The organism is Candidatus Rhabdochlamydia porcellionis (assembly GCF_015356815.2).
Taxonomy (GTDB): Bacteria; Chlamydiota; Chlamydiia; order Chlamydiales; family Rhabdochlamydiaceae; genus Rhabdochlamydia; species Rhabdochlamydia porcellionis.
Genome location: NZ_CP075585.1, coordinates 1,456,324 through 1,469,017, shown reverse-complemented (window position 1 = coordinate 1,469,017; position 12,694 = coordinate 1,456,324). Strand labels below are relative to the sequence as shown.

General features: G+C 34.7%; 12 protein-coding genes and 1 pseudogene. 8 read left to right on the top strand and 5 right to left on the bottom strand.

From position 1 onward, the window contains the following. Genes RHAB15C_RS06955 through RHAB15C_RS06945 form a run of 3 tightly spaced genes read right to left on the bottom strand, consistent with a single transcriptional unit; the run spans nt 1 to nt 1,374 of the window. Nucleotides 1-438: a hypothetical protein gene (locus RHAB15C_RS06955; protein ID WP_194845813.1), complete on the bottom strand. Its 438-nt coding sequence runs from the start codon at nt 436-438 to the stop codon at nt 1-3. 10 nt (nt 439-448) lie between these two features. Then, entirely contained in the window at nt 449-913 is a 465-nt protein-coding gene (locus RHAB15C_RS06950; RefSeq protein WP_194845812.1) for a hypothetical protein, read from the bottom strand. Nucleotides 914-921: 8 nt separating this feature from the next. Continuing rightward, on the bottom strand, nt 922-1,374 hold the full coding sequence (locus RHAB15C_RS06945) for a hypothetical protein (RefSeq protein WP_194845811.1): 453 nt from the start codon (nt 1,372-1,374) through the stop codon (nt 922-924). A gap of 310 nt (nt 1,375-1,684) precedes the next feature. Here RHAB15C_RS06945 and RHAB15C_RS07525 point away from each other — a divergent pair. From RHAB15C_RS07525 to RHAB15C_RS06935, 3 genes and pseudogenes are all read left to right on the top strand, one after another. Next, nucleotides 1,685-1,796 (top strand): annotated as a pseudogene (locus tag RHAB15C_RS07525) (Rpn family recombination-promoting nuclease/putative transposase); the annotation flags it as partial. A 184-nt stretch (nt 1,797-1,980) separates the two neighbouring features. Then, entirely contained in the window at nt 1,981-2,181 is a 201-nt protein-coding gene (locus RHAB15C_RS06940; RefSeq protein WP_194845810.1) for an IS630 transposase-related protein, read from the top strand. Further along, complete coding sequence (locus RHAB15C_RS06935; protein ID WP_220716085.1) at nt 2,174-2,596, top strand: IS630 family transposase; 423 nt, start codon at nt 2,174-2,176, stop codon at nt 2,594-2,596. Before RHAB15C_RS06940 ends, RHAB15C_RS06935 begins: the two co-directional genes overlap by 8 nt. A gap of 271 nt (nt 2,597-2,867) precedes the next feature. On the opposite strand, the gene RHAB15C_RS06930 is transcribed toward RHAB15C_RS06935, so the two are convergent. Then, the gene (locus tag RHAB15C_RS06930; RefSeq protein WP_194844614.1) at nt 2,868-3,644 is read right to left on the bottom strand and encodes a DUF2608 domain-containing protein; all 777 of its coding nucleotides are present in this window, start codon (nt 3,642-3,644) and stop codon (nt 2,868-2,870) included. A 173-nt stretch (nt 3,645-3,817) separates the two neighbouring features. Between RHAB15C_RS06930 and RHAB15C_RS06925 the strand changes: the two genes are divergently transcribed. Then, complete coding sequence (locus tag RHAB15C_RS06925; RefSeq protein WP_194844615.1) at nt 3,818-5,026, top strand: type III PLP-dependent enzyme; 1,209 nt, start codon at nt 3,818-3,820, stop codon at nt 5,024-5,026. Here RHAB15C_RS06925 and hemB read toward each other — a convergent pair. Continuing rightward, the gene (gene hemB, locus RHAB15C_RS06920) at nt 5,023-5,985 is read right to left on the bottom strand and encodes a porphobilinogen synthase (protein WP_194844616.1); all 963 of its coding nucleotides are present in this window, start codon (nt 5,983-5,985) and stop codon (nt 5,023-5,025) included. The genes RHAB15C_RS06925 and hemB overlap by 4 nt on opposite strands. A gap of 189 nt (nt 5,986-6,174) precedes the next feature. Here hemB and RHAB15C_RS06915 point away from each other — a divergent pair, with 189 nt between their 5' ends. The 4 genes from RHAB15C_RS06915 to RHAB15C_RS06900 all read left to right on the top strand — a co-directional run bounded on the left by RHAB15C_RS06915 (nt 6,175) and on the right by RHAB15C_RS06900 (nt 12,481). Next, a complete protein-coding gene (locus tag RHAB15C_RS06915; protein ID WP_194844617.1) occupies nt 6,175-7,818 on the top strand; it encodes an FAD-dependent thymidylate synthase in 1,644 nt (547 codons plus the stop codon). Then, nucleotides 7,815-9,014, top strand: coding sequence for an amino acid permease (locus tag RHAB15C_RS06910; RefSeq protein ID WP_194844618.1), 1,200 nt, complete (start codon nt 7,815-7,817; stop codon nt 9,012-9,014). Before RHAB15C_RS06915 ends, RHAB15C_RS06910 begins: the two co-directional genes overlap by 4 nt. Nucleotides 9,015-9,026: 12 nt before the next feature. Then, the gene (gene uvrB, locus RHAB15C_RS06905; protein ID WP_194844619.1) at nt 9,027-11,015 is read left to right on the top strand and encodes an excinuclease ABC subunit UvrB; all 1,989 of its coding nucleotides are present in this window, start codon (nt 9,027-9,029) and stop codon (nt 11,013-11,015) included. Between the two features lie 143 nt (nt 11,016-11,158). Further along, the gene (locus RHAB15C_RS06900) at nt 11,159-12,481 is read left to right on the top strand and encodes an O-antigen ligase family protein (protein WP_194844620.1); all 1,323 of its coding nucleotides are present in this window, start codon (nt 11,159-11,161) and stop codon (nt 12,479-12,481) included. The last annotated feature ends 213 nt before the right edge of the window (nt 12,482-12,694 follow it).

Here is a 12,694-nt window from a genome sequence, read left to right as displayed (position 1 = left end):
CTAACTTCTTCCTAACTGTTTTTGCATCTCTTCTTCTACTTGATGTTGTATGGCAGCTTGCATGTTTGAGGATATATTTTCATTGCATTTTTCTTGGTTCATTTTTAGGAAATAACCACCAGTACATAAGAGCAAAACCGTATTAAATATACCTACAACGAGAAATGCTTGTGCGGCCTGCTGACAAGTTGTATAGTAGGTATCCGTCAAATGCAAGTTTAAATTCCTGGCAAAATCACCTTGGCTTGATATGTCGCTAAGTAATCCAGTTATGATCAAACCAACTCCTTGAGCTGCTACTAGTTTACCTAAGTCCATAAAAAGTTCTCGTTGAGGTTTAAGAAGCTTCCAACTCCGAGTTCTCCAAGAAGATTGATTTGTGGCTTGTTCTGACGGTATTTCCGGTAGTAGCCTTGTGTAGGATGTAATTGCGCTCATATAAGCCTCTTTAAAAATGGTTTATTCCTGTTTGCAAACCGCTTGGTCCTGGAGTTGCGGCTTTAATTTCTTTATCAACATAGCTTTTTATAGTAAAAGCTATTTCTGGTGTTAGGATGAGGTCTGTTTGTTGCTGGTTTTTTTGCAGGAAGTATTTTGCATAAAGCGTGGCAGCAGCCATAGTAGTTAGAGAAACAAGCCCAAAGGCCCATTTTTGGGTGTTTTTTACAACGACTGTACTATCTACAAACGAAGGTAATAGGCTAGGAGGAGGAGGGTCTGGTTCAAAAAATTCTGCAATAGCCGCAGCAGCAGAACAAATAGAGCATATTCCCAGAGATATCAGTAATCCTTTTTGCGATGTCTGCATTGTGGTAATTTTATTCCAAATGCTATTTTGTTGCGCTAACCTCTCTTCTTGTTGAGTTTGCGGCATGTCTATTACTAGAGGCTGTGCGTTTAATGGATGAGTCATATGTACCTTTACTGAATGGATTTACTTTTTTGCAATGAAAGCATGCTTTTTTTTACTTGTTCTTCAATTTCATGCATTAATTTAGGAGATATTTCAGTTTGGTTTTCGTTGGTTTTTTTTAAATAAGTTGTAGTGAGTTTTGCAAAATATAAAGCGCTTGCACCTAAAATCAAGCAAGGAAACCTCAAACTACTAATGTCTCTATATTTAGAATACATTAACTCAGAATTAGAGATAGAATCGTCAGATAATGGTATAGTAATACCGAGTAAAACCGATCCTATTAAGCAAAGAGATAAACCGAATAGATTTATCGTTCTTACCAAATTTCTTTGCTCTTTGGGCAGTGAAGGATCTCCTTTTAGAATAGAAAACCAAGTTTTTCCCGCAAAAGTTCCTTGCTCTGTTTGATTAGTTATAGGAGTGTGGTTTGCGAGATCGGAACTAACTGGATTTGTCATGATGCCTCCATTAATTCGCTCTTTAAAAAATCAGTTTTTATTAACCAAGTTTTAAAGAACAGTTAAAAACATGATAAAAATTAAAATTTTAAGAGAAAATAAGCAAGTATATTTTTTCATATTTTAAGAACCACGTATGTGTAAAAAATATGCTATTTTTAAGTTATGTCTTAATGATTGAGAAATCAGCAATAGAATCTGTAGGTAAAAGAATGCAAGTTTCAAACTTAACAGCAAAAAAATGGATTGCTAAAATGAGCTATTATATAATGAATGTGTAGCATCTGTTCGTTGAAGGAGGCTTAATAATATGGCACTTTCCAAATATTTAGACCAAAAAACGACATAGCCTTTAAAAAAATAAAGACATACTGCTTCACTTATTAAATGATATCCTCGGTTTTTCTAAAGATCACAGCATTATATAGTGATTTGAATTTAAAATTTCCATTAACTACACACTTGTAAAAAAGATTGATCAATAGCTTCTGCAAGGTTTGAATATAAGGTTAAGGCTTCTTTTACTCTTTTCTTAAAATGTGACCAAAACTTTTCGATATATCAATTTAACTTTAAACTTTCACGACAAAGAAGTATGATGCTTACATGGCATATTCCTATGATTTAAGAAAAAAAGCATTAGACTATATAGAGAAAGGCAATTCAAAAGAAGAAGCAAGTCAAATCTTTGGAGTAACGATAACTGCGGTTTTTTATGCATGTAAAAGACTAAAGATTACTTTAAAAAAAAGACGCCCTTCTATCAAGAAAGAGATGATGAGAAAAGAGAGTAGAGGAAATTGCTGAAGAAGATCGAGTTTATGTCGATGAAAGTGGGATTAATGAATATCTTCAAAGGAAGAATGCGAGAGCACCCAGAGGGGAAAAAGCGTATGGGGCTGTATCAGGAAATCGTTATCACAGAGAAAGTTTTATAGCAGCTAAGAATCGATCAAATATTTTAGCACCCTTTTGTTATACAGGAACATGTAATACCCAGTTGTTTAACATGTGGCTCGAACAAATACTCATCCCTGAGCTAAAACCTGGACAAGTAGTTATTTTGGATAATGCGAGTTTTCATAAGTCCAAAGAGAGTTTAGAAATCATTAAAAGAGCTAGATGCGAAGTATTATTTTTGCCTCCCTATTCTCCTGATTTGAATCCTATCGAAAAGTTTTGGGCACATTTTAAGAAAAGAGTAAAAGAAGCCTTAACCTGATATTCAAACCTTGCAGAAGCTATTGATCAATCTTTTTTACAAGTGTGTAGTTAATGGAATTTTTAAATTCAAATCACTATAGAAGATTTGCAAAAATAGATCTTGGATGCAACTACAGCAATCAACTTTTAAGATCTAAGTTTTGCTTATAAGATATGGGATCCAAGATATGATCCGCGAAGCATATAGCAATCAAGTGAGTGTTGAAGATAAACGCTTATAATGTTAAGGAGATTATCCGCATAGTTATTGTTGCTGATACAGATGTAGATTAATGAGTCTCTTTAATAACCAAAAGAGCTTTTGCTTCTTCATCGGACAAAATTCGTGTAAATCCTGATTGATTCAATTGTATGTGAGCCATTCTTGAATCAAAAGATTTTTTGCGAAAATCAGAATATCCATAACGCAATCCAATGAACTCTACATGATTTTTTTCTGCTTCCTGTTCTATATCTGCAAGATGAGAGGTTTTGTCATTCATAAAAACGATGCGCTTAAATCTTTGTTTTGTTTTTTCAAGAAGTTGAAAAAGAGCTTTTCCTTTAGAGGTGCCTGATGTGAAAAGAATACCATTTACATAAAGCACACCATTATTTTTATTTTGAAAATAATAGCTTTCCTTAGGAGCTGTTACTCTTAGGTCTATTTGGTTATTTATGAGTTGCTTAAAGGTTACTTTAGATAGGGTTAAGGACTGTGTAGAAAGACCGATGATTAAATGCTCTTTTTTTTGTAGCTCTTCAATGATTTTTTGCACTCCAGGTTCTACGATTTGCATCTGTGTAAAATGCCTTATTCCTTCCCATTCATTTAAGGTTTTTTCAAAGGCCTCTGTAGAAGATAATCCTTTTTGTTGTTTGATTCTGTCTTCAAACCACATGTCAGATCCGAGCATTTGTTTAGGGACAAGTAATGTATCATCAATATCTAAAATGAAAATTGTATCTTTTGTTAGATAGGGAATACTTTCACTAAAATGTTTTATTTCGATGATTTTAGCACCAATCGAACTGTAAATAAATATAAAAAAGAATAGAATTTTCATATAGTTCCTAATAAAATCATCAATGATTGCCATCTTAATTTTTTTTGTCAATTATTGTTAAGATCGGCTTTGTTAAAAAACCTTCCATAGAGCTAGAATCTTGAGATAAAAAAAAGATATTGTTATACCAGCTCTGATTGGAAATAAACTAAATTTTTAGGATCTTTATAAATATGACTGTAGATGCATCCGTTAAGATAGATATCGATAAAACCGTATCAGATGTTATCAAAGATACTACTCAAGAGGGTTGGGAAGATCCGTTTTATGTCGTGGACCTTGGTAATATTGTATATAAGTATAATCTTTGGAAAGACTTAATACCACGAGTCCATCCATATTATGCTGTAAAATGTAATGACTGTCCTACAGTCCTGAATCTTCTGGTTGCTCTTGGAGCTGGTTTTGATTGCGCTAGTAAGAAAGAAATTGATGCGGTATTAAGTTCAGGAGCTAGTAGTTCATCTATCATTTATGCGAATCCTTGTAAGGCGAATTCTTTTATTACATATGCTGCCTCTATAGGGGTCGATGTTATGACATTTGACAACGAATTAGAACTTCACAAAATAAAGAAGTTATTTCCTCAAGCTAGAATGGTTCTTCGTATAAGAGTGGATGATAGTAAATCCATCTGTCAGCTTGGTATGAAATTTGGCTGCTATGAGCAACACATTCCTGGTTTGCTTCGTGTAGCTAAAGATCTAGATCTTAACGTCATTGGAGTGAGCTTTCATGTAGGCAGTGGTTGTCAAGATACATATGCCTATGCAATGGCTTTAGAAACCGCTGCTAGAATCTTTGCATTAGCTAAAACCCTCGGTTTTGATTTTACTTTCCTAGATATTGGAGGGGGATTTCCTGGTTTTAAAGAGGATCTCATCCTTTTTGAAGAGATTGCTCATATTGTAAATGAGAAATTGGATAGACATTTTCCTGCTGACTCTGGTGTTGAGATCATTGCTGAACCTGGTAGATATTTTACAGCTTCTGCATTCACCCTCTGTACAAATGTCATTGCTAAACGAGAGCTGTCTTTTCCTAATGAAGACACTATGAATATGTATTATATTAATGATGGATTATACGGTTCATTTAACTGTCTTGTCTTTGATCATGCTGCTGTTACGCCATTAGCCTACCAAATGAAACCATCTTCTAAAGATAGATTACAAAAAAGCAGCGTTTGGGGTCCTACATGTGATGGAATGGATTGTATTCTAAAAACTTGTTACCTTCCCTCTCTTAATGTTGGAGATTGGATTATTTTTGAAAATATGGGGGCCTATACTATTTCTGCTGCTTCTACCTTTAACGGTTTTGAAAAACCTATTCTAAAATTTATACTCCCTCTTTCTATGAAGGTTCTCTTAAATTTCTAAGAGAATAACAGAGGGACTGCATAGCTGAAAATAAAATCAGCTCCTGCTCGTTTAATACCGAGCATAGCTTCTTGAAAAGCCTCTTTTGCTTGTAAAATCCCTTTTTCTTCAGCAGTCATGATCATAGCATATTCTCCACTGACGTGATAGGCACAAATGGGTAGGGAGAGCGCTGCTTTCATTTTAGTAATGATATCTAAATAGTAAAGAGCGGGCTTTACCATGAGGATATCAGCTCCTTGCTCTTCGTCTAATAGGGCCTGGCGGATCGCTTCTCGAGCATTTGCTGGATTCATTTGATAGCTTTTTTTATCTCCATGCTGCAAAAGAGAACCTACTGCACCGCGGAAGGGAGAATAGAGACAAGAAGCATACTTAGCTGTGTAAGCTAAAATTCCGACTTGATGAAAAAAATGGTTGTCTAACATAGTTCGAATTGCTTTGATACGACCGTCCATCATATCGCTAGGAGCTACTAAATCAGCGCCAAATTGGGCGTGTAAAAGAGCCATTTGAGAAAGAATAAAAACTGTTTTATCATTAAGGATTTCTCTCTGTTCATTGAGAATGCCATCATGTCCATGAGAGGTAAAAGGATCTAATGCGATATCAGTGATTACGCATAAAGAAGGGAGTTCTTTTTTTAATTTCTGTAAAGCTTGAGGGATTAATCCTTTTTCTAAAAGCGCATAAGTAGCATTTGGATCTTTATATTCATGAGGAATAATAGGAAATAAAGCAATGGCTAAAATTCCTTTAGCATGCCAGATTTCTGCTTCTTTAGTGAGTTTTTCTAGAGGCCAAGCAAATATACCCGGCATATTGACAATGCTCTTTTTTTCTTTTTCTGCTGTAATAAAAATAGGTAATACAAAATCACTGGGAAGCAGTACAGTTTCTGCTAAAAGAGAGCGTATGGCTATGGTTTTTCGATTGCGATGAGGTCTTTTAATCAACATGAAAGCACCTTATATAAGAAAATGCATATTGATCAAAGCACATCAAAGACTATTTATGCAAATGTTGAGCTTTAAGTTCTTATTTGTAAGAGTGGTTTTTTTCTTGATTGTGCCCAAGGAATGTGTCACTCTATTAATATTTAAGGCAAATCATTAAATGAAAGAAACAAGGATTAAAAGGAAGATTTCATGACCGAAGGTTACGAAGAATTCACAGATAGTCAAATTAAAATCCTTCAAAGATATGTAACTCATATTACAAGTAATATTTTTTGTTTACGAAATTTACCAGAAGTAATTAAAGGGGCTTTATTTTCTCGCTATTCTAGATCCAGTTTAGGATTGAGATCTTTATTACTTAAAGATTTTATCCTTAACGAAGAAACTGCTTTCGTAGCAGTTACAGGGACTCAAGTGGACTTAGATCAGGAACAAATAGAAGATCAAATTATAGGAATCAAAAAAGCGCAAAACTTTTACGACCGGATTTTAGATGGCTATGGTGATGATTCTATTGGAGAATTAGGTGGAGGGCATCTTGCTATTGAAAATATTTCTATGATTTCAGCTAAGATTATAGAAGATGCTCGAATTGGTGGATCTCCTTTAGAAAAATCTACTCGTTATATTTATTTTGATCAAAAAATAGACGGAAAATATTTGTTTTACCGAGAGCCTATTCTACTAGCATCAGCATTTCGCGAAACGTATTTGCAAACTTGCAACTCGTTATTTGAAACATATTCTTCTTTAATACCTCCTTTAATGGAGCAAATGGAAAAAAAATTCCCTAAGGAACACGATATCTCCAAAGTTGCCTATGTAGCTGCTTTGCGTGCTAAGGTTCTTGATTGTTTGCGAGGTCTTTTGCCTGTAAGCACACTGACAAATATGGGAATATATGGGAATGGGCGATTTTTTGAATGTTTAATACAGAAATTAAATAGCCATAATTTAGCGGAAGTACAAGATATTGGCAGAAAAAGTTTTCAGGAGTTGAATAAAATCCTTCCCTCCTTTGTTCGAAGGGCTGATCTTAATCATAAATACCAACTTAGTTTTACGCGATTTTGTGAGCAGATGGGCAATACATTAAAACTCTTAGCTTCTAGGCACTCTGTTGGTTTAGATAAAATGGAGCACGCAGGGGTGAGATTGATTGGTTATGAAGAAGAATCTCCTATAAAAGTAGCAGCTGCTTTATTATTTGAGCATTGTCATGCAGGATTATTTGAACTGCAAGAGCACTGTAGAAATCTTTCCGAAGAAGAGTTAAATCACATTTTAGATTCAGCCTCTAATTTCCGTGAGAATAGAAGACATAAATCTCCAAGAGCCTTGGAGCATGCCACATTTACTTTTGAAATAGTAGCTGATTTTGGTGTATATCGCGATTTGCAACGCCATCGAATTCTCACTCAGGAAAGACAACTTATCACCTGTGATTTTGGTTATTTCATCCCTCATGAAATTTTAGATACAGAGATGGAAAAGCCCTACAGAGAAGCAATAGAAAGAGCTAAAAAAGTTTATGATACAATTGCAGAAGAATTTTCTGAGGAAGCACAGTATGTAGCTCCCATGGCTTTTAATATGCATTGGTATTTTCATGTAAATCTACGTTCGCTTCAATGGCTTTGCGAACTGCGTTCTGCTCCAGCAGGTCATGCTACCTATCGATTTATTGCACAAGAGATGGCAAAACAAGTATGTCATGTCTTGCCTATTTTTGAGCGTTTTTTCAAATTTGTTGATTATGAAGGATATGAGCTGGGTCGTTTAGATCAAGAGATTCGAATTATTGAGAAGAAGATAGCTAAAGGTGCTGGATGAAACAAGGCAGTGTTTTGGGAGGGGCTTTGCTCGTTGCAGGAAGCTGTATTGGAGCTGGCATGTTAGCTTTGCCCATAGTAACGGGAATGGCTGGCTTTTTCTGTTCTACTATTTTGTTTTTCCTTGCTTGGGGATTCATGATTTCTACAGCTTTATTACTTGTAGAAACAAATGGTTGGTTTCATGAACGAATTAGCTTTTTGTCTCTTTTAGATCATACAATCGGAAGGTCTTTCAAGGCAGTTGGATGGATTACATATCTCTTTCTCTTTTATGCATTGCTGGTTGCCTATATTTCTGGTGCTGGTACGTTATTTGCTTCTTTTTTTTATTCCTTTTTTAATCTGCAGATTCCTGATTGGTTAGGATCTGTAGCATTAATTGTTTTATTTGGATGGGTTGTCTATTTAGGAACAAGAAGTGTTGATTTATGCAACCGTTTTCTTATGTCGGTTAAAATTCTTTTTTTTGGGCTTCTTGTGTTGTCTAGTATGAATTATGTCAATCCTCAGTTACTTTTGCATGTGGATTTTATGTATGCACCGAAGTCTTTTCCTCTACTCATTATTGCATTTGGATTTCAAAATATGGTTCCTTCTCTTACCAATTATATGAAAGGAGACTTAAAGCGTGTACGTCTTGCTATTGTTGTAGGAAGCTTAATGGCATTTGCAGTTTACTTAATTTGGGAATTTATTGTGTTAGGCATTCTTCCTTTAGATCAAATTACGGAATCTTTACAAACAGGAAGGGACTCTTCGCAGGCGCTTTCTTTATTTTTGAATCTTACTCAAATTAAGATATGGGCTGGAGGACTGGCTTTTTTTGCTATTCTCACTTCTTTTTTTTCTCAAGCATTGAGCTTAGTACATTTTTTAGCTGATGGATTTAAGATTAGGTGTAAAAAACACGAATCTTTAAGCCTTTGTCTGCTTACTTTCTGTCCTCCTTTACTTTTTGCTCTTTGTTACCCACAGTTATTTTTTAAAGCTTTGAATTTTGCAGGGGGAATTTGTGCAGTGGTCCTTTATGGGATCTTACCAGTAATTATGGTATGGGTTGGGCGCTATCGCAAGGTAATGAAAGGGGCTTATCGATTTCCTTTTGGTAAGCCTTCTTTAATTCTAGTATTTATAGTTGCTGTTTCTATTCTTCTTTTACAGATAGCGAATATGCTAGGATCAAGTAGCGTTTAATTTGGATTTTTTATGATGTTTTCCCTAAGCAGCGCATTCATTCCTTGCGGGGATCAACCACAAGCTATCGATCAGTTAGTAAAAAGAGCACAAGAGGGGAAAAAAGCTCAAGTTCTTTTAGGGGTAACGGGATCGGGAAAAACATTTACGATGGCTAATGTGATCCAAAGATTAAATAGACCTTCTTTGGTGATTGCACACAATAAAACCTTAGCTGCTCAATTGTATCAAGAGTTCAAAGGGTTTTTTCCAAATAATGCAGTTGAATACTTTGTTTCTTATTATGATTACTATCAACCAGAAGCGTATATTGCTCGAACCGATACCTATATTGAAAAGGATTTAGCGATTAACGATCAAATCGATCGGATGCGCTTAAGTGCTACACGATCTTTGATCGAAAGAGAAGATGTCATCATCGTTGCCTCTGTCTCTTGTATTTATGGCTTAGGATTGCCTGAATATTACAGCCAGATGTTACTAACAATTACAACCGCAGAAAAACGTCGTCGCGATGATATATTATTGCATTTGGTCGAAATGCACTATAAGCGCAATGATTATGATCTTATACGTGCTAGTTTTCGTGCTCGTGGAGATGTATTAGAAATTGTTCCGGCCTATGAAGAGAACCTAGCTTATCGTATAGAATTTTTTGGAGATGAAATTGAACGTATTTGTGAGATTGATCCTTTAACCGGTAGAGTCCGTACCGTTTTAGAAAAGATTACTATTTATCCAGGCTCTCACCATGTGACTCCTGAAGGGGTTCGTTTTAAAGCAATAGATGCTATTAAAAAGGAATTAGAGCAAACAGTTGCGCTTTTAGCAGCAGAAGATAAAATTTTGGAAAAGCAAAGGTTATGGCAGAGAACAACTTATGACTTAGAGATGATGCAAGAAATAGGCTTTTGTAAAGGAATTGAAAATTATTCTCGTCATTTTAGTGGTAGAATGCCCGGTGATCCTCCTCCTTGTTTATTAGATTATTTTCCAGATGATTTCTTGGTTTTTATCGATGAGTCTCATCAAACCCTTCCCCAATTACATGCAATGTACAATGGAGATAGAGCACGTAAAAAATCTTTAGTGGAATACGGATTTCGTCTTCCTTCTGCATTTGATAATCGCCCTTTAACATTTGAAGAGGTTCACCAAAGGATCAATCAAGTGGTTTATGTTTCTGCAACTCCTTCTGAATGGGAAGTAAAGGAAGCAGAAGGAGAAATTATACAGCAGATCATTCGCCCTACGGGACTGCTAGATCCTATTATTGAAATTAAATCAGCTACTGGTCAAGTCGATGATTGCTTAGAGCTTATTCATCAAGAAACAGAAAAAAATAGAAGAGTTTTAGTCACTACTTTAACTAAAAAGTTAGCAGAGGATCTATCTAAATATTTAACAGAAGTTGGAATTAAGGCAAAATATCTGCATTCAGATATAGACACTCTAGAACGTGTGCAGATCATCAATGATTTGCGTAAAGGGGTTTTTGATGTTCTAGTTGGTATTAATTTACTGCGAGAAGGTCTAGATATTCCAGAAGTATCCCTTATTTGTATTCTTGATGCTGATAAAGAAGGGTTCTTACGTAGTCAAACGGCTTTAATTCAAACTTGCGGAAGAGCAGCGCGTAACATAGATGGTCGAGTTGTGATGTATGCAGATAAAATCACAAAATCGATTCAAGGTACTCTTGATATTACAAAGACAAGACGAAATATACAGAAAGAATATAATGAAAAACATGGCATTATTCCTCAAACAATTCAAAAGAGAAGAATAGAAAATCTTGCTCAAACTTTTGCAAATATCATGGATACTTTAGAAGAAAAAAAAATCACTCATCTGACGACTAAAGAAATTGAGCAAAAAATTAAAGAGTATGAGAAGAAAATGAAAGTAGCAGCTAAAGAGATGCGATTTGAAGAAGCAGCAGCTTTTCGTGACCAACTTCAATCTTATAAAGAATTGCGTTTGCTAGAGGAAGAGATATAAAAAACATGCTTATTCAAAGACCGTTTTATTTTTGGACCCAGAGATTGCTCTACTTATTCTCTAATGCTGTATTGATTTTTCTTTTTTTACTTTTTCCTTTTCAAAAAAGATTTAGTACTTTTTTGAGAGAATTTTCTGATCGAATGATCCCTACTGATCTGGTTGTACCAGATTTTTTTTATCGTCATATTGAATTTTTTCCAGGTGATTTAGTGATTTTTGTGCTCGTATTGCTTGTGCTTTTACAAGCGCCAAAAACCTTAGGTAGTAAATTACTTACAACACCTGTTCGATGGCTTGTTTTATTTTGTCTTACTGCTTTCTTTTCAATTGCTCTCTCTCCTACTCGTCATTACTTATTGCAATATATACGTCTCTTACAGTTTTCTACGATGATTTTGCTTTTTTGTGCTATTGAATATATCGTAGATCAAAATAGAATTCGTCAACTTATCAGATGGATTGCTTGGGCAGTTGTCATTACTCTAAGTGTGCAATGTGTCATTGCTTGTATGCAATATTTTTCTCAGAGTCCACTGGGGCTTCATAAAATGGGAGAGCCTCCTTTACATTGGTTCAGTTTTTCCAATCCAGGAAAGCAACGTTGGATTTTTGATCAATTCTCTCATTTTCAACTGCCTTTAAACGTACTCTATCGAGTAACAGGGCTCTTTTCTCATCCTAATGTATTTGGGGGCTTTTTATTTTTCTCTCTCTTGAATGCATCTTATTTATATGTAGTTCATCAGGAAAAGTGGATTAAATGGTTATTGACACCACTTATTTTCCTGCATTTTCTGGCTTTAAGCATTTCTTTTTCTAGAGCTGCAATGATTGCCTGTATTATTGGTACAATTATTTGGACGATTATTCAATACTTTTGGATAGAAGATTTTTTGTATAAAAAAGAAATAAAAAAAATTTTGTTAATTTTCTTTCTAAGTAGCATTATTTGCTTAACTCTTTTCCATCAGCAATTTTTTAATAGAGGAGGGATTATAAACTATAACCAAGTGGTTCAATCTTCAGATGAAGAGAGAATTATTTATCAAGAAATGGCTTTGAAAATGATCAAAGCAAACCCTTGGTTTGGCATAGGATTTAATAATTTTCAACTTTGTAATCACCCTATTCAACTTGGACTTTTTCTTTGTGCAAAAGTACACAATATTTATTTGTTAGTTGCAGTTGAAACAGGAATTATCGGATTCATATTCTTTGGTGCCTTTTTACTTTCTATTTTGAAAAAGACTATTCAAAAACCTTTTTCTCAAGAACAAGCGTTATTTTTGAGTATATTCATAGGACTTTTATGGATTGGGTGTTGCGATTATTATTTTGTAGAGCAAATGTATGGAAAAATTTTATTTTTTACCTCTTTGGCATTACTTAATGCTATTGCTCAAAAGTCAACTATTTTGCAACCTTGTCATGTAAAAAAGAGAACTTTTTTACCAAGATCATGAGTAGAAATCATTCCAAGATCCATTTAATACCAAATTTCTGTTGCTAAGCTTTTTTCTGGTTCCTATTGAAGCAGCAATTGGTGCAACTATTAGCCGTCAAATGGTTTAACTTACAGTAGCAGAAAATATAACTTTAAAAACAGCCGATCTATTTCGATCTTTGGAAGGAGTATATTGGTAGGTCTTAGTATTAGTCATCTATTAAATTCAATC